General features: G+C 64.3%; 15 protein-coding genes and 1 riboswitch. Of the genes, 3 read left to right on the top strand and 12 right to left on the bottom strand.

Going from position 1 to position 16,614, the window contains the following annotated elements; all coding sequences use genetic code 11:
* Positions 1 to 33: 33 nt before the first annotated feature.
* Both D4754_RS03030 and trmB read right to left on the bottom strand, forming a co-directional pair.
* A complete protein-coding gene (locus tag D4754_RS03030) occupies positions 34 to 1,134 on the bottom strand; it encodes an amidohydrolase family protein (protein ID WP_121061403.1) in 1,101 nt (366 codons plus the stop codon).
* A 41-nt stretch (positions 1,135 to 1,175) separates the two neighbouring features.
* Positions 1,176 to 1,880, bottom strand: a complete 705-nt coding sequence (gene trmB / locus D4754_RS03025) for a tRNA (guanine(46)-N(7))-methyltransferase TrmB (protein WP_121061402.1) — start codon at positions 1,878 to 1,880, stop codon at positions 1,176 to 1,178.
* Positions 1,881 to 1,993: 113 nt separating this feature from the next.
* Between trmB and cls the strand changes: the two genes are divergently transcribed.
* Positions 1,994 to 3,409: a cardiolipin synthase gene (cls, locus tag D4754_RS03020; RefSeq protein WP_121061401.1), complete on the top strand. Its 1,416-nt coding sequence runs from the start codon at positions 1,994 to 1,996 to the stop codon at positions 3,407 to 3,409.
* A 4-nt stretch (positions 3,410 to 3,413) separates the two neighbouring features.
* Complete coding sequence (locus D4754_RS03015; protein WP_121061400.1) at positions 3,414 to 4,097, top strand: endonuclease/exonuclease/phosphatase family protein; 684 nt, start codon at positions 3,414 to 3,416, stop codon at positions 4,095 to 4,097.
* A 20-nt stretch (positions 4,098 to 4,117) separates the two neighbouring features.
* On the opposite strand, the gene metK is transcribed toward D4754_RS03015, so the two are convergent.
* From metK to miaB, 8 genes are all read right to left on the bottom strand, one after another.
* On the bottom strand, positions 4,118 to 5,299 hold the full coding sequence (gene metK / locus D4754_RS03010) for a methionine adenosyltransferase (RefSeq protein WP_121061399.1): 1,182 nt from the start codon (positions 5,297 to 5,299) through the stop codon (positions 4,118 to 4,120).
* Positions 5,300 to 5,305: 6 nt separating this feature from the next.
* Positions 5,306 to 5,355: riboswitch (SAM-SAH riboswitch) on the bottom strand.
* Positions 5,356 to 5,393: 38 nt separating this feature from the next.
* A complete protein-coding gene (lnt, locus tag D4754_RS03005; protein WP_240453725.1) occupies positions 5,394 to 6,929 on the bottom strand; it encodes an apolipoprotein N-acyltransferase in 1,536 nt (511 codons plus the stop codon).
* 13 nt (positions 6,930 to 6,942) lie between these two features.
* Complete coding sequence (locus tag D4754_RS03000) at positions 6,943 to 7,923, bottom strand: hemolysin family protein (protein WP_121061398.1); 981 nt, start codon at positions 7,921 to 7,923, stop codon at positions 6,943 to 6,945.
* 52 nt (positions 7,924 to 7,975) lie between these two features.
* Positions 7,976 to 8,476 carry an rRNA maturation RNase YbeY gene (ybeY, locus tag D4754_RS02995; RefSeq protein ID WP_121061397.1) on the bottom strand — a complete coding sequence of 167 codons (501 nt, stop codon included), beginning with the start codon at positions 8,474 to 8,476 and terminating at the stop codon, positions 7,976 to 7,978.
* A gap of 11 nt (positions 8,477 to 8,487) precedes the next feature.
* Positions 8,488 to 9,501 carry a PhoH family protein gene (locus D4754_RS02990; protein WP_121061396.1) on the bottom strand — a complete coding sequence of 338 codons (1,014 nt, stop codon included), beginning with the start codon at positions 9,499 to 9,501 and terminating at the stop codon, positions 8,488 to 8,490.
* A 158-nt stretch (positions 9,502 to 9,659) separates the two neighbouring features.
* Positions 9,660 to 9,956 carry a hypothetical protein gene (locus tag D4754_RS02985; RefSeq protein WP_121061395.1) on the bottom strand — a complete coding sequence of 99 codons (297 nt, stop codon included), beginning with the start codon at positions 9,954 to 9,956 and terminating at the stop codon, positions 9,660 to 9,662.
* Positions 9,957 to 9,967: 11 nt separating this feature from the next.
* Complete coding sequence (locus tag D4754_RS02980) at positions 9,968 to 10,531, bottom strand: OmpA family protein (RefSeq protein WP_240453724.1); 564 nt, start codon at positions 10,529 to 10,531, stop codon at positions 9,968 to 9,970.
* Between the two features lie 262 nt (positions 10,532 to 10,793).
* Entirely contained in the window at positions 10,794 to 12,113 is a 1,320-nt protein-coding gene (gene miaB / locus D4754_RS02975; protein WP_121061393.1) for a tRNA (N6-isopentenyl adenosine(37)-C2)-methylthiotransferase MiaB, read from the bottom strand.
* A 159-nt stretch (positions 12,114 to 12,272) separates the two neighbouring features.
* Between miaB and D4754_RS02970 the strand changes: the two genes are divergently transcribed.
* Positions 12,273 to 13,136: a glycosyltransferase family protein gene (locus tag D4754_RS02970; protein WP_121061392.1), complete on the top strand. Its 864-nt coding sequence runs from the start codon at positions 12,273 to 12,275 to the stop codon at positions 13,134 to 13,136.
* Between the two features lie 317 nt (positions 13,137 to 13,453).
* On the opposite strand, the gene D4754_RS02965 is transcribed toward D4754_RS02970, so the two are convergent.
* Together D4754_RS02965 and mutL are read right to left on the bottom strand one after the other, a co-directional pair.
* Positions 13,454 to 14,731 (bottom strand): DNA recombination protein RmuC, encoded by a 1,278-nt coding sequence (locus D4754_RS02965; RefSeq protein WP_121061391.1) that lies wholly within the window; start codon positions 14,729 to 14,731, stop codon positions 13,454 to 13,456.
* Positions 14,728 to 16,587, bottom strand: a complete 1,860-nt coding sequence (gene mutL, locus D4754_RS02960) for a DNA mismatch repair endonuclease MutL (protein WP_121061390.1) — start codon at positions 16,585 to 16,587, stop codon at positions 14,728 to 14,730. The genes D4754_RS02965 and mutL overlap by 4 nt, the downstream gene beginning before the upstream one ends.
* Between the last annotated feature and the right edge of the window lie 27 nt (positions 16,588 to 16,614).

Here is a 16,614-nt window from a genome sequence, read left to right as displayed (position 1 = left end):
GGCAACGCGCGTACCCGTTTCCCGCCGAAGGGTCTAGCGCCAAAGACCGTCTGCCGGTTCCTGTCGCTCCCCCAGCCACACCTGCGGGTTGATCTCGGCGATCTGGCGGAACAGGTCTTCGCCAAGCGCATTCCGCAGCCGGATACAGACGGCGCGTTCGGAAAGTTCCTCCTGCCGGGTCATGTAGTAATCCGACCCGAACAGCACCCGGCGGCGCAGGCGTTCGTGTTCCTTCGTGGGGCCTTCAAGGAAGGTCCGCAGGAAGGGAATGTATTCCTCGAAGTCAAAGAGCGTGTACGAGATATCGGTCCAGAGGTTGGGGTGGTCGCCGCTAGTGATCATCTGCCGGATCATCACCTGCCAGTTCCGCGTGCGTTCGTCATGATAGGGCGATGGCGGTTCGGGGTTCACGTAAGCGTCCCAGTCGCGCTGCCCGCCGAAATGGGCGAGGCAGATCTTCAGCCGCGGGAATTCCTTCAGCACGGGAAGGTATGCGGCGGGGTCGGTGTACGCATCGGCGATCCGGTCGGGCAGGCCGTGCCCCTTCACGCCGCCGCGCGAACAATGGGTCATCACCGGCAGGCCCTTTTCTTCGGCCTTTGGGTAGACGAGCGACATCAGCGTCTTGTCCGTCGGCGCATAGCCCATCCGCGGGTACAACTTGATACCGCGGAAACCCAGCGTGTCGACGGCCCGCCAGAGTTCGTTCGCAAGCGGGTCGCTGCGCGGGTCGATCATGGCGAAGGGGATCAGTTCCTTGCCGAATTCGTCCGTCGCCGCAAGCCGGGCCAGATCGTCATGCTGTTCGGCGATCTGTACCTCGGGCGGGCCATAGCCTATCTGCGACAGGTCCATCGGCAACACGACGAAACGGGTGCCCTTCGGGTAATGGCGGCACATGTTTTGAAGGATGTTCCGCTGATCGGCAGAGGAGGTTTCCTCCTGAAACCGGCGCAGGCGGCGGACCTGTTCGGCGGCTTCCTGAAAGCCAAGGAAGGCCAGCACCCACGCGATCAGGGCCGTCAGCCAAGGCACGCGCTTGATCGGGATCAGCGCCCAGTGCGGATAGGTCTTCGGCACATGGGCCGCGGTAAACAGGTGGGTATGGCAGTTCGTGATCTGAATGTCGGACATGAAAGGTACTCTGAAATGATTCAGGGCACCCTAACGCGCGGTTACCGCTTCCGAAAAGTAAGGTATGTCGGAGTTCTGCCCTCCCGCAGCGCCTTTCGTTCGTAACGGGTTGAAATCCAGTCGTCCCACGCGACGCGCCAGTCTTCAGGGCGTTCCGCCAACCATTCGAAACCCGCCTTGGGGATTTCCTGCAAGCTCTGCCGGACGTAATCGGGAATGTCAGTCGCCACGCGGAAGATCGCACCGGACTTCAGCACCCGGGCCAGCGGCTGAAGATGTTCGGGCGTGACGAAGCGGCGACGGTGGTGACGCGTCTTGGGCCACGGATCCGGGTACAGCAGGAACGCCTTCGAGACCGAGGCTTCGGGCAGCACATCGAACAGATCGCGCACGTCGCCGGGATGGACGGCCAAATTCGTCACCTCTGCCTGCCGGATCTTGCCCAGCAGCATCGCCACGCCGTTGATATAGGGTTCGGCCCCGATCAGCCCGATATCGGGGTTCGATGCCGCCTGATGCACCATGTGCTCACCCCCGCCAAAGCCGATCTCCAGCCAGACGGGGCGGTCCCCGAAGAGGCCAGGCAGATCGAGCGCCGTGCGCTCGGGGTTTTCATCCCACCGCACGGGGCCGGGGGACAGCTTGGCCAGATCCTCATCCAGGTAGACCTGCTGATTTTTCTTCAGCGTCTTGCCCTTGTGGCGGCCATAGAAGTTGCGAAAGGGGCGTGAGGGGCTATCGGACATGGGCGGCGATGTAGCGGGCCGGACAAGGTTTCGCAATCACCTGCATGCCGGGCCAAGACAATCCCGCCTGAATGGGGTTTAGTGCCCACCGGTACAACCGAAGGAACGCCCGAATGAATTTCGCCCTGATCCTGTCGAGCGTCTTTACCCTGCTCTTCATCGCCTCGATCTTCGTGGCGTGGCGGGCGGTGCAACGATCGCGGACACCGCAGGGCGCGGTGGGCTGGGTCGTGTTCCTGCTGGCCGCACCGCATATCGGGCTGATCACCTACCTGTTCCTGGGCCATCACCGCTATCGGCACTACCTTGTGTCGCGCCGGGAAACCCAGCGTGTGATCGAAGCCGCGGGCGCCTTTGCGCATCTCTATGCCCCTGCCGAACCGCCCGAAGGGATCGACACGAAACCGTTCGAAACGCTCGCAGCCCTCGGGGTGACGCGCGGCAACGACATGCGGTTGCTGGTGGATGGCCACGCGACGTTTGACGCGCTCTTTGCCGCCATCGACGCGGCCGAACATTACATCCTGGCGCAGTTCTTCATCATCCATGACGACGAGATCGGAAAGGAATTCGCCGAGCACCTGATGGCGGCCGCCAAGCGCGGCGTGATGGTGCGGCTGCTGTATGATCCGGTCGGCAGCCACAGCCTGCCCGATGCCTACCTCGACGCGCTGCGCGATGCGGGCGCCATCGTGCCCCAGAAAAAGCACCTGCGCAAACGGGCCGGGCGGCTTCAGATCAACTACCGCAATCACCGCAAGACGCTCATCGTCGACGGGCGCGACGGGTTTACCGGCGGGCTGAACGTGGGCGACGAATACCTTGGCCGCGATCCCAAGTTCGGGCCGTGGCGCGACACGTTCGTAGGTTTCACCGGCCCGATGGTGCAGGAGCTGCAGCTTGTCTATGCCGAGGACTGGCACTGGGCCACGAACGACACCCTGATCCAGGACCTTCACTGGGAACCGGTGCTGACTGACACCGACATGACCGGCCTGATCCTGCCCGCGGGCCCGGCGGACGAGATGGAGACGGGCACGCTCTTCTGCATATCGGCCATCGTCGCGGCGAAAAAGCGTCTGTGGATCGCGTCGCCCTATTTCGTTCCCGACACCGATGTGCTGAGTGCGCTGAAACAGGCCGCTTTGCGCGGTGTCGATGTGCGGGTTCTTATCCCCGACGCGATCGACCATATATTACCGTGGCTCGCCGCCTTCGCCACGTTCGACGAATGCCGCGAGGCGGGCGTGCAGTTCTGGCGGTACAAGGAAGGGTTCCTGCATGAAAAGGTCGTGCTGGTTGATGACACGATGGCAGCGGTGGGCACGATGAACGCCGACAACCGGTCCTACCGGCTGAACTTCGAAACCATGGCCGTGTTCTTCGACCCCCGCGCCGCGAACGCGGTCGAGGAGATGTTGATCCCCGATTTCGCCCGCGCCGAGAAACTGGAAAAGACATTGCGTCAACAGAACCTGAAGATCCGGCTGGGCGCGCCCTTTGCGCGGCTGTTCGGCCCGCTGCTGTAACCTCATGAGACTGGCAAGCTACAACATCCGCAAGGCGCGCGGGCTGGACCGGAAACGGTCGCCCGAACGTATTCTTGAAATCATCTCGAAGATGGGCGCCGATGTCGTCGTCCTGCAGGAGGCCGACCTGCGGCTTGGGGATCGCCCCACAGCACTGCCGCGCGAGATGATCGAGGGCGAGACGGATTATCACGTGGCCCCCTTGGCGCAGAACGATGTCAGCCTGGGCTGGCACGGCAACGCGGTGCTGGTGAAAAAAGGGGTCGAGATCGTGGATGTCGGCCATATCGACCTGCCGGGGCTGGAACCGCGCGGGGCGGTTTCCGTCCTGCTGCCCGACAATACCCGTGTTGTGGGCGTGCATCTGGGCCTCTTGCGCCCCAACCGGAAGCGGCAACTTGAAACGATCCGGTCGCTTCTGGAAGACGAACACGCGGCCCGTACGGTGATCGCGGGCGATTTCAACGAATGGTCGACCGTTCATGCCCACCGACCGCTGGCGCCGCATTTCCAGCTTGTCCCGCCGGGCAACAGCTTTCCCGCAAACTATCCCGTCGCAGCACTCGACCGGATCGCGCACGGCCCGGATCTGGATCTGACGGGGTTCGGAATCGAAGACGGCCCGGAAAGCCGGGCCGCTTCTGATCATTTGCCGATCTGGGCAGAGTTCGCACCGCGGCAGGGCTGACCTGCCGCGGCGCTTGCGCCTTAAACGGCTTTCTTCAGCGCATCGACCAGGTCGGTCTTCTCCCACGAGAAGCCGCCATCGGCATCGGGCTCGCGCCCGAAATGGCCGTAGGCCGCGGTGCGTTCGTAGATAGGCTTGTTCAGCTGCAGATGCTCGCGAATGCCGCGGGGCGACAGGTCCATGACCTGTGCCAGCGCCTTCTCGATCGCTTCTTCGGACACTTCGCCGGTGCCGTGCGTGTCGACATAGATCGACAGCGGTTTCGACACGCCGATGGCGTAGGACAGCTGAACCGTGCAGCGTTCGGCAATGCCCGCGGCCACGACGTTCTTCGCCAGATAGCGCGAGGCATAGGCCGCCGAACGGTCGACCTTGGTCGGATCCTTGCCGGAAAACGCGCCGCCGCCATGGGGGGCAGCCCCGCCATAGGTGTCGACGATGATCTTGCGGCCGGTCAGGCCGGCGTCGCCATCAGGACCGCCGATCACGAAGGTGCCGGTCGGGTTGATCCACCATTCCGTCTTGTCCGACAGCCATTCGCCGGGAATGACTTCCCGGATGTAAGGCTCCACGATGGCGCGGATGTCGTCCGAGTTCTGTTCTTCGTGCGCGTGCTGCGTCGACAGTACGATCGAGGTAACCTCGACCGGTTTGCCGTCTTCGTAGCGCAGCGAGACCTGGCTTTTCGCGTCGGGGCGCAGATCGGGTTCCTGGCCCGATTTCCGCACTTCGGCGAGCCGCTTCAGGATCTTGTGGCTCAGCTGGATCGGGGCCGGCATGAGCTCGGGCGTTTCAGTCACGGCATAGCCGAACATGATGCCCTGGTCGCCGGCGCCTTCGTCCTTGTTGTCGGCCGAATTCACGCCCTTGGCGATATGGGCCGACTGTTCGTGCAGGAAGTTCAGCACGTGGCAGGTGTTCCAGTGGAACTTCTCCTGCTCGTATCCGATGTCCTTGATGCAATCACGGGCGATCTGGCCGATCCGGCCCATGTAGTTCTTCAGTTTGTCCTGATCGGACAGCCCGACTTCACCGCCGATGACCACCATGCCGGTGGTTGCAAAGGTCTCGCACGCAACGCGTGCTTCCGGTTCTTCGGTCAGAAAGGCATCGAGTACCGCGTCCGAAATCCGGTCACAGACCTTATCCGGGTGGCCCTCGGAAACGGATTCCGAGGTAAAAGTATAGTTCTTACGGGCCATGGGAAGCGCTCCATTAGGGTTATGTCCGCCACGCCAGGAAGCCGTTGTGACGGTTGCCTATCCGGGTAGTCCGCGCTGCCCCTAGGGTCAACTCCTATGTATTTCGATTGCGTCCCATAATCCTCATCATCGACATGAGGATCAGCGCCAATACCGCAAGAAACACCGGAAAATCGCCGAATCTCGCGTAAATTGTGGGGGTAAACGGGGATGGCAGGGTTGCATCTGCAAATCCCTGCTCGCCCAGTGGTATGTGCGTGACGATCCGGCCCAGCGGGTCGATCACGGCGGAAACGCCGGTATTGGCCGCGCGGATCATCGGCAGACCCTGTTCGGCCGCGCGCATCTGCGCCTGGGCCAGATGCTGGTAGGGGCCCGACCGTTTGCCGAACCACGCGTCGTTGGTGACCTGCAAAAGCACATCTGCCCGCCCCGGCGCACCGTTCACGTCTTGCGGGAAAACCGCCTCGTAGCAGATCAGCGGCACGGCCTGGCCCACGGGCCCAAGATCGACCAGCGCCGGCCCGGGGCCCGGCGAATAGCCAAAGGCCGCCATTTCGGCCAACCCGCGAATTCCGAAGCGGGACAGGACATTGCCGAAGGGAAGGTACTCGCCGAAGGGGACAAGGTGGTGCTTGTCATAGGTATCGGCCACCGCACCGGTTTCATCGAGTACCACGAGCGTGTTGTAATACCGCGCCCGGTCCGTCCCGTAGTCCGCGCGCTGGGTGCCCAGCACAAGCGGCACACCATTCGCTGCCTGCGCAATGCGCCCAAGTTCGTATTCCGCCTGATCCAGCAGCGGGGTGATCGCGGTTTCGGGCCAGACGATCAGATCGGGCCGCGGACCGTCACCCGCCGCTTCGGTATATTCGATCTGCCGATTGAAGAAGACCGGCATGAAATTCCGGTCCCATTTCAGATGCTGTTCCGCGTTGGGCTGGACCACCCGCACGACATAGCCGCTGGAAACCACCTCGGGCTGCGCATATCCAACCAGTGTTTGCGCAATTCCATAGAGCGCAAGCGGCATGGCATAAAGCGCACGCGGCCTCTCCCGGGACAAGATGGCCTGCATCCACGCGCCAAAGGGTAGAAGAACCGCCAGCATCCATAGGAACAGACCATATGGCCCGACCCAGGCCAGGAACAGCATCGGCGGTTCGCCGACCCATACCTGCGGGGGCGAGGCCCAGGGAAAGCCCGTCAGAATGTAGCCGCGGGCCAGTTCCGCCAGCGTCCATGTCAGGCACAGAAGCCAGACGCGCTGGTGAAACCCGCGGCCCAGCCTGTAGGCGGCCCAGAACGCCGCGCCCCAGAACAGCGCCATGCCGACCGAGATGAAGAGCAGTGCAAAGGGCGCCATCCAGCCGTGGCGCGCGGCATCGACGAAGAAGGGCTCCACGATCCATGACAGGCCCAGGCCGAACCAGCCGGTCCCCATGGCCAGCCCGACCCACGCCGCCTGCCACGCCGTGGTGCAACGCCGCAAGGCAAAGGGCACGGCCAGGAACATGGCCACCGTCGCGTACCACGCGTAGATCGGCGCAAGCCCCAAGGCCCCCAACGCGCCGGCAACAAAGGCGGCGAGCAGGAGTGAAGCGCGCCATGCGGCGGGTGACAGTGTCATAGGCGGTCCCGGTTCAGGCCGTGGCGTCCTTCAGGCGGACGCGCAGACGCTTGATCCGGCGGGGATCGGCGTCGATCACCTCGAACTCGGGGCCATCGGGATGGGGGATGACCTCCCCCCGTGTCGGTACCCGGCCCGACAGCATGAAGACCAGACCGCCCAGCGTGTCGATCTCCTCCTCTGCGACGTCCTCGTGATCGGTCAGGGAGCGTCCGATCTCGGCTTCGAATTCCTCCAGCGGGGTCTTGGCGAGCGCCACGTAGACGCCGGCCTTTTCCTTCCGCCATGTCTGGGATTCGTCGGTGTCGTGCTCGTCTTCGATCTCCCCGATGACCTGTTCGATCAGGTCCTCGATCGTGACCAGCCCTTCGACACCGCCATATTCGTCGATCACCAGCGCCATGTGCCGCCGTTCCGTCTGCATCTTCTGCAGCAGCACGCCGATCGGCATCGACGGCGGCACGAACAGCAAGGGCCGCAGCATCGACGGCAGGTCGAAGTTCGACGAATTGCCGTTGAAGCCGTGGGTCAGTGCGAAGTCCTTCAGGTGGGCAAAGCCCTGCGGGGAATCGAGCGTATTGTCGTAGACCGGGATCCGCGAATAGCCGCTCTCGCGGAACGCCTCCAGCAGTTCGTCCCGGCTGGCGGTGACGGGCAGGGCCACGATTTCCGCGGTCGGTACGGCCACGTCCTCGACCCGCATCCGGCGAAGGTTGATCATGCCATGGCGAGGGGCTTCGGTCACATGGGTCCCATTGGTATGAAGCCGGGCCGGTTCGTCCTTGCGCATCTTGTCCAGCAACCGCTGCCAGAGACCCACGCGCGATGGCGAAGGCGCCGAAGAAAGCGAAAGCTGTGTCGTCGATGACATCGGGTACGTCGCAATCGCTTGCGAACGAACCGCCTCGGCCGGTGTTTTGCGTGTGATCGGTCCCGTCAGGGACCTTGCCTGCGCGCTCTGCGCCGCGGCAGAACTGCCGTCGTTATCGCCCATTTATCCTGTCCGGCGCAGGGGAACTTGTTTCTGCGTCCGTCATCCTAGAAATTCAGTCCGAGTACGGGTTTTCAAGACCCAGATGCCCAAGTATTTCAACCTCTGCGGTTTCCATCAAGTTGGCATCTTCATTGCAGATGTGATCGTAACCCAGAAGATGCAATACTGCATGAACAATCAGATGTGTCGCATGGTCCTGCACGGGCTTGTTCGCGGCCCTAGCTTCCGCCTCGCACGTTTCCCAGGCGATTGCTATATCCCCCAGCGCATAAACGCCTTCAAAATTTGTCTCTGGCGCCTCGGGCACCGCTCCGGGGGTATCGGATGACAAGTCTTCCTCGGGCCAGCTGAGCACGTTTGTTGGCTGCGGCTTCTCGCGAAATTCGGCGTTCAGCACGGCGATTCGGGCATCATCGCAGCCCAGAACCGTGATTTCGACCAGATCCGGATCCAGCCCCGCCCACGCGCATACGGCGATTGCCGCCCGTTCGCAAAGCCCGTCCAGATCGCAGCTTTCCCAGCGCGGATCCTCGAGCCGGACATCGGTGACCATCTATTCGCGTCTCACACGTCGGCCTCGTAGGCGTCGATGATCGCGGCCACCAGCGGGTGGCGGACGACGTCCTTGGACGTGAAATAGTTGAACGCGATCTTGGGGATCGGCTTCAGCAGCCTTTCGGCATCTGCGAGCCCCGAGGTCACGCCCCGTGGCAGGTCGACCTGGCTTCGGTCCCCGGTGATCACCATGCGCGAGCCTTCGCCCAGACGGGTCAGGAACATCTTCATCTGCATGGTCGTCGCATTCTGCGCCTCGTCCAGCACGACGAAGGCGTTCGAAAGCGTCCGTCCCCGCATGAAGGCCAGCGGCGCGATCTCGATCTTCTTGGCCTCGCGCAGCTTGCCCACTTCCTTGCCGCCCAAGAAATCGTTCAGGGCGTCATAGAGCGGCTGCATGTAGGGATCGACCTTGTCCTCCTGGGTGCCGGGCAGGAAGCCCAGCCGTTCGCCCGCCTCGACGGCGGGGCGGCACAGGACGATCTTGTCGACATCGCCGGTCATGAACATCGACACACCGGCGGCCACGGCAAGATACGTCTTGCCGGTGCCGGCCGGGCCGATGCCGAAGGCAAGTTCATTGTCGAACAACGAACACACATAAGCCTTCTGGGCTTCGGTCCGGGGTTCGACGATCTTGCGCCGGGTGCGGATTTCAACCCGGTCGGCATTGAACATCTCAAGCTGATCGTCGGCCTCGTCGTCGGGATCGAACCCCACCGACGGGCCCATGCGGAATTCGCGGTCCAGGTCGCCGGGTTCCACCGGGCGCCCCGCTTCCAGCCGGGCGTACAGCGATTGCAGCACCTCGGCGGCACGCTTTTGCGCGGCGGGCTCCTGCCCCAGAACGGCGATGACATTGCCACGATGCGCCAGCTGCACGCCAAGCGCGCTTTCGATGGCCACAAGGTTTCGATTGTGCTCGCCGCACAGGTCGATCAGAAGCCGGTTGTCGGGAAATTCGATCTGCACGTCCGCAGGCGCCAGATCCTTTGGCGGTGGGGTCAGGGCACGAATGGCCAATCCGCTCTCCTCGCTCGGGGTGTAGGGAACAGCGTGCCAAATTCTGTGGCCATGGCGCAAGCGCCAAAAGTGGCTTTTCACAAAGATGAAACACTACAGGCGGTGTATTGCCCGTTCCTTAACCCCGATATGGGCTAACGGGCTTCGGCGCCGCTGCGTCAAAGCAGGTCGACGACAAAGCTGTCCTGCTTGAACGGGCCCGTGGCGATTCCCGGTGGGGCGATGCCCGAACACACCGGCTTGCCCTTCCGATCCAGCCGCTGCGACAGGTAGCCTTCGACGCCGTCGTCGATGATCCAGTGATCGCACCCGTTCGGATCGACCCAGATCCCCGCTTCCAGCTGGCTGAGGTCCTTGGCATCGACCCCGCCGTCGATCGTCTTGTTGACGCTCGATTCGCAGGCCGCAAGGCCGGCCGTCGCGGCGAGAAGGAGAAGGGCTTTGGTTCGGAACATCTCGCTTCTCCTCAGTTCACGCAGACGATGTCGACGCGGCGGTTCTCGGCCCGCCCCTGGGCCGTGGCATTCGACGCCAGCGGCTGACGTTCGCCCGCCCCACGGATATCGACTACCTGCGCCCCCGCACTCTGCCCGATCGCAGCCACCGCACTGGCGCGCTGTTCAGACAGGCGCTGGTTGAAGGAGGCCGCGCCGACATTGTCGGTGTGTCCGACCACGATGTAGCCCGTGGCGTTCTGCGACCGGAAGAACTGAAGCAGGCTCTGCCGTCCGGCAGGGCTGACGTTGGCGCTGCCCGTGGCGAAGAACTGGTCGGCCTGCATCGTGCCGCAGGCGCGACGGTCGCGGCACACCGGCGTTCCGTCGCGGCGGACATGAGGGGTCATGTAGCCTTCGGCCCCGTCATCCATCACCCAGTGTTCGCAACCGTCGGGATCGACCCAGATCGTGGGTTCATAGATCTCGCCCACGCCGGTCACGGGGCCCTGCGCGAATGCCGGGGCCGAATATCCCGCGGCCATTGCGATGACGGCCGCGGCCAGGGTGGCAATTGCGTTTGACAATCTGGTCACAGGTTTCACCCCCCCGAATTCCGAAATCGTTTCAAGCGCCACCGCGCCCGGAGCCTTGGTCCCGCTGTTCACAGGAACCATTAACTATACTCACAGGAAACCATGAGTGCTGAAAAGAGGGTTAATTGGCAAGAAACTGTTGCCAAGTTGCGGGCCGGCCGGGGTTTTGCAGGCATTTTTCACTGTATCGCACTACCGCTTCCTGACGTCGCCGCCCGGAAGGGAATCACCCACCGTTTTCAGATTTTGGGAACCGGTCCGGTCAGACAAGCCGCCCGGCAAGCGAATTCGCCCCGGCCTCGACGATCTCCACATCGCGCAATTCGCCGGGCTGAAGGTCGGGCGCATCGACATGAACGGCATGCAGGTATTCGGACTTGCCGACCATCTGCCCCGGCTTCCGCCCCGCCTTTTCGAACAGCACCTTCACCTGCCGGCCAACCATCGCGTCCTGGATTTCACGCTGCTGGCGGGTGATCAGGGCCTGCAGGCGTTGCAGCCGGTCGTCGGCCTCGTCGGCACCCACTTGCGGGCGTTCGGCCGCGGGCGTGCCGGGACGCGTGGAATACTTGAAGGAATAGGCGTAGCCGTAGCCGACCGCCTCCACCAGATCGAGCGTCGCCTGGAAATCTTCCTCGGTCTCCTCCGGGAAGCCCACGATGAAATCGCCCGACATCAGGATATCGGGCCGCGCGGCGCGGATCTTCTCGATCAACCGCAGATAGCTTTCGGCCGTGTGCTGTCGGTTCATCCGCTTCAGGATCCGGTCCGATCCCGACTGCACGGGCAGGTGCAGATAGGGCATCAGTTCTTCCACCTCGGCATGGGCCGCGATCAGATCGTCGCCCATGTCGTTGGGGTGCGAGGTCGTGTAGCGGATCCGCTCCAGCCCATCGACCCTGGCCAGTTCCCGCACCAGCCGCGCCAGCGTCCAGTCGCCATCGGTGCCGGCGCCATGGTAGGCATTCACGTTCTGGCCCAGCAGCGTGACCTCGCGCACCCCGCGATCCACCAGATCGCGCGCTTCTTCCAGCACCCGCGCGGCGGGGCGGCTGACTTCGGCCCCGCGGGTATAGGGCACCACGCAGAAGGCACAGAACTTGTCGCAGCCCTCCTGCACCGTCAGGAACGCGGTCGGCCCGCGCCGCGCCTTGGGGCGGCGGGAAAGGTGCTCAAACTTGTCCTCGGCCGGGAAATCGGTGTCGAGCGCCTTGGCCCCGGTATCGGCCTTGGCCACCAGTTCGGCCAGCCGGTGGTAACTTTGCGGGCCGACGACCAGGTCGACCAGGGGCTGCCGGCGCACGATCTCGGCGCCTTCCGCCTGTGCCACGCAGCCCGCCACGCCGATCTTCAGATCCGGCTTTTCTTCCTTCAGCCCCTTGAAACGGCCAAGTTCGGAATAGACCTTTTCCGCCGCCTTCTCGCGGATATGGCAGGTGTTCAGCAGGATCATGTCGGCGTCGTCGGGCGTCGATGTCGGTTCATAGCCCGCCTTCAGCATCGCCTCTTCCATGCGCTCGCTGTCATAGACGTTCATCTGGCAGCCATAGGTCTTGATGAAGAGTTTCTTGTGCGCCGTCATGGGGAGGTCCGGATCGAGTGTGGGAGACATGTCGCCGGGGTCGCAGTGATCGGGGGCCCGGCTTGCATTGGACCGGCAATTAGCCGAATTTGCCCTGAAAGGCCAGAGACACCGCGGATCCGGGCGGGCCCAGGGGACAGCACCGACCATGACCACGGCATGAGACATGCAACGCTCGACAGTTTCCTGCGCGACGGTGCGGCGGCGCTGTTGAAGGGACCGGTGGCGCTGATCTTCGTCGAAGACGATGTCGAGGTCGCCACCACCCTGCGCCACCACCTGACCTGCGGGTTCAAGGCGCTGGTCGTGTTCATGCCGCAAGGTTTCGATCTGCCGGACGATCTGGAACAGGCCATCCACCGCGTGCCCTATGACGTGCCCCGGGCCGAAGTGGCGTTCCAGGCCATCAACCGGATGATCGCCGCGGCGCCGGGGATCTGGCTCTATTACTGCTACAACGCCGAGTACCTGTTCTATCCGTTCGGAGAGAGCCGCACGGTGGGCGAAATGCTGACCTTCCACGCGGAAGAGCGGCGCGAGGCGATGCTGACCTATGTCGTGGATCTCTACGCCGGGGATCTGCGCCGGTTCCCGAACGCGGTGTCGCTGGAGCACGCGCTGATGGACAAGTCGGGCTATTACGCGCAGGCGCGCAAGGACGAAGGCGGCGCGGTGATGGAACGGCAGCTCGATTTCTTCGGCGGCCTGCGCTGGCGGTTCGAGGAGCACATCCCCCCCCGCAGCCGCAAGATCGACCGGATCGCGCTGTTCCGGGCGAAGCCGGGGCTGCAGATCCGGCCCGATCACACGTTCAACATGGAGGAGTACAACACCTATTCCTGCCCATGGCATCACAACCTGACGGCCACGATCTGTTCGTTCCGGACGGCCAAGGCGCTGAAGCGCAATCCCGGCAGCACCTTCGACATCGATACGTTCCGCTGGCTGAACTCAACCCCGTTCGAATGGCATTCGCGGCAATTGCTGGACATGGGGCTCATGGAGCCCGGGCAGTGGTTCTAAGCGTTTGGTGCGCGACGGATGGTGCGTGGGAACCACGCACCCTACCACAAGTCGGAAGGTGATCGCCGTCGCGGGAACCTTGCCACGGGGTCCGTGGTCGCTACGCACCGCACCACGATCATCCCGCTCGGCGTACGGTCATGCCGTTTCCGCCCCGGGGACGCTATTCCCAGACCCTGAGGTATTTGACGACCAGAGAAGACAGGCGCCCGTCCACGGATTCGAATAGCTTGGGAGAGGCCGCGCGCCCGAGCCGGGCGGAGCAGGCCGTCAGGCCTGCGCCGGGGTGGGTGGGCGGGCCCGGCGAGGGCGCGCGGTCACTCCGCCGCGGCAGAGCCCGTGGGCGAAAGTTTCAGGCCATCCTCGTCCGGCGCGATCTCGGCGAAGTCGAAATTGTCGAGCCGCTGCGCCCGCCGTCCCGCCTTGTCGGCCGATATCTTGATCTCGGACACGTCCTTGGCCGCTTGGTGAAAATGCCGGTCGAGGTTCTCGACCCTGTCGCCCAGCCGTTCCACATCCTTGTGGAGGAGCCCCAGTTCCTTCCGGATCGCTCCGGCCTGTTCACGCATCCGCGCATCCTTCAGGATCGCGCGCATCGTGTTCAGCGTGGCCATGCAGGTCGTGGGCGACACGATCCAGACCCGGGCGGTGAAACCTTCGCGCACCACGTCCGGGAAATTGGCGTGAAGCTCGGCATAGACCGCCTCGGACGGCAGGAACATCAGCGCGCCGTCGGCGGTTTCGCCGTCGAGGATGTATTTCTCGGAGATCGCCTTCACATGCGCGCGCACGGCCGTGCGGAACCCCTGCCCCGCCGCCTTGGCCTCGGCCGGCGATTCGGCATTCCGCAGCGCCTCGTAGGCTTCCAGCGGGAACTTGGAATCGATCACGATGGGGCCCGGCGGGTTCGGCAGGTGGATCAGGCAGTCGGCGCGCTTGTTGTTGGAAAGCGTCGCCTGCATCGTGTAGCTGCCCGCGGGCAGCGCCTTCGACACGATCTCGTTCAGCTGGATTTCCCCGAAGGCGCCGCGGGTCTGCTTGTTCGACAGGATGTCCTGCAGGCTCAGCACATCGCCCGACAGCTTGGTGATGTTGTCCTGCGCCTTGTCGATCACCGCCAGCCGCTCCTGCAACTGCGTGAGCGATGTCACCGTCTGCTTCGACGCGCCGGTCAGCGAGGCGTTCATCTTCTCGTGCAGTTCCGTCAGCGCCCGGTTCGACCGCATCGCGTTGTCGGCCAGCCGGTCGGCCATCTGCTGCTGCACGCCCGACAGCTTGTCCGACATCTGCTGCTGGACATGGCCCAGCCGCGATTCGACCGTCTGGACCAGCTGCACCTGCGCGTTGGCCTGCGTGTCCGACACCTGCTGCAACCCGCCGCGAAGCTGCTCCTGCCCCTGCCCCAGATCGCGGAGCGTCTGGCTCATCAGCACCATCTGCTGGGCCAGCGGTTCCGACATCCGGGCAGACCGGGCCGCGGCGCGGATCGCCAGAACGAGCAGCAACAGGACAATCGCGGCAAGGCCTGCCCCCGCCAGCACCAGCTGGCCTTCGGGTTGCGACGGATCGATCTGATATGCGCCCACCTGTATCATGTGCGTCCGAACAGCCGTTCGATATCGGCCAGCTTGAGTTCCACGTAGGTCGGTCGGCCGTGATTGCATTGCCCGGAATGCGGCGTGGCCTCCATCTCGCGCAGCAGAGCGTTCATCTCCTCCGCGCCCATCCGACGCCCTGCGCGGACGGATCCATGGCAGGCCATCCGGCTCAGCACCGCCTCGATCCGCGCTTGCAGCGTCAGCGAGCCGTCCTGATCCGTCAGTTCGTCCAGGATATCGCGCAGCAGGGCTTCGGCGTTCACGGTGCCCAGTATCGCCGGGGTTTCGCGCACGGCGATCGAGGTTCCGCCGAAGGGTTCGATGCCCAGCCCCATGCGGTGCAGATCCCCGGCCATCTCCAGAAGCCGCGCGCAATCGGCGGCGGGCAGGTCGATGATATCGGGAATCAGCAGAGCCTGCGCGGCGACGCCCTTTTCGGCCATCTGCGCTTTCAGCCGTTCATAGACCAGCCGTTCATGCGCCGCGTGCTGGTCGACGATGACCATGCCGTCATCGGTCTGCGCGATCAGGTAGGTTTCGTGCACCTGGCCCCTGGCGGCACCCAGCGGCAGGTGCCGGACCCTTGCTTCGGTCTCTGGCTCCGGATCGGGTGTCACCACCTGCCCGCTGAGGGTGCCCTGCATCTCGGCAAAGCCGGGATCGGGGGCCTGCATGGTGTATGCCATGCGGCGCGCGGCCTCGCCGGGCCGGTCCATCTGGTAAATGCGGGCTGTGGCCTGGCCGCTCTCCTCGGGCCTCATCGCGCCCAGCGTGGCGCCCGCGACGGTGGTCGAGGCGCGGTGCCCGGCCTCGGCCAGCGCGTGGCGCAGGCCGGAGACGATCAGGCCGCGGGCCATGCCGGGATCGCGAAAGCGAACCTCGGTCTTGGCCGGGTGTACGTTCACGTCGACGAGCTCGGGATCGCAGTCGATGAAAAGCGCAGCCACCGGATGACGGTCTCGGGACAGGTAGTCGAAATAGGCGGCGCGCAGGGCGCCTGTCAGCATCTTGTCCCGCACCGGGCGGCCGTTGACGAACAGGTACTGCGCCACCGCCGCACCGCGGGAATAGGTCGGCAGCGCCGCCAGCCCCGTCAGGCGGAGCCCGTCGCGGGTAGTGTCGATGGGCAGGGCGTTTTCGACGAAGGCCCGGCCCATCACGGTGCCAAGACGGGCCGACAGCGCCTCGAACAGATCGCCCTGTTCGGCGTCGGCGCGGAAGATCTCTCGCGCGGCCCCGCCCGAGACATCGCGCAGGGTGAAGCCCACCGAGGGCTCGGCCATGGCCAGCCGCTTGATCACGTCGGTGACCGCCTGAGCCTCGGCACGGTCCGAACGCAGGAATTTCAGGCGGGCGGGGGTGGCGTAGAAGATCTCGCGCAGTTCGACCGTGGTGCCGGGATTGTGCGCCGCGGGGCGGACATCGGCCATCTGGCCGCCAGCGACGGACAGGGTGAACGCGGCCTCGCCCGGCACGCGGCTGGTGATGGACAGGCGGCCCACCGCGGCGAGCGACGGCAGCGCCTCGCCCCGGAACCCGAAGGTGTGGATATTCAGAAGGTCGCTGCCGTCGATCTTCGACGTCGCGTGGCGGGACAGGGCCAGCGGCAGTTCATCGGCGGGGATACCGCAGCCATCGTCGGAGACACGGATCAGGGTCTTGCCGGCTTCGGCGATTTCGACAGTGATCCGGGTCGCGCCAGCGTCGATTGCGTTTTCAACCAGTTCCTTGACGGCCGAGGCCGGGCGCTCGACCACCTCGCCCGCGGCTATGCGGTTGATCGCGGAATCGTTCAACTGGCGGATGATCGCGCGGGGTGCGGTATCGCCGATATTGGGGTGTGCGTGGACCATACCCCTAGACCTAGCAGGGCTGAGGCG

This window comes from Chachezhania antarctica (assembly GCF_003646465.1).
Classification (GTDB): Bacteria; Pseudomonadota; Alphaproteobacteria; order Rhodobacterales; family Rhodobacteraceae; genus Chachezhania; species Chachezhania antarctica.
Note: the sequence above shows the minus strand (reverse complement) of the source record. Positions and strands in the feature narration are given on the sequence as shown.

Coding starts and splice junctions, on each gene's coding strand:
- D4754_RS03030 (WP_121061403.1), bottom strand. CDS start 1,134: ATGTCCGACATTCAGATCACGAACTGCCATACCCACCTGTTTACCGCG.
- trmB (WP_121061402.1), bottom strand. CDS start 1,880: ATGTCCGATAGCCCCTCACGCCCCTTTCGCAACTTCTATGGCCGCCAC.
- cls (WP_121061401.1), top strand. CDS start 1,994: ATGAATTTCGCCCTGATCCTGTCGAGCGTCTTTACCCTGCTCTTCATC.
- D4754_RS03015 (WP_121061400.1), top strand. CDS start 3,414: ATGAGACTGGCAAGCTACAACATCCGCAAGGCGCGCGGGCTGGACCGG.
- metK (WP_121061399.1), bottom strand. CDS start 5,299: ATGGCCCGTAAGAACTATACTTTTACCTCGGAATCCGTTTCCGAGGGC.
- lnt (WP_240453725.1), bottom strand. CDS start 6,929: ATGACACTGTCACCCGCCGCATGGCGCGCTTCACTCCTGCTCGCCGCC.
- D4754_RS03000 (WP_121061398.1), bottom strand. CDS start 7,923: ATGGGCGATAACGACGGCAGTTCTGCCGCGGCGCAGAGCGCGCAGGCA.
- ybeY (WP_121061397.1), bottom strand. CDS start 8,476: ATGGTCACCGATGTCCGGCTCGAGGATCCGCGCTGGGAAAGCTGCGAT.
- D4754_RS02985 (WP_121061395.1), bottom strand. CDS start 9,956: ATGTTCCGAACCAAAGCCCTTCTCCTTCTCGCCGCGACGGCCGGCCTT.
- miaB (WP_121061393.1), bottom strand. CDS start 12,113: ATGACGGCGCACAAGAAACTCTTCATCAAGACCTATGGCTGCCAGATG.
- D4754_RS02970 (WP_121061392.1), top strand. CDS start 12,273: ATGAGACATGCAACGCTCGACAGTTTCCTGCGCGACGGTGCGGCGGCG.
- D4754_RS02965 (WP_121061391.1), bottom strand. CDS start 14,731: ATGATACAGGTGGGCGCATATCAGATCGATCCGTCGCAACCCGAAGGC.
- mutL (WP_121061390.1), bottom strand. CDS start 16,587: ATGGTCCACGCACACCCCAATATCGGCGATACCGCACCCCGCGCGATC.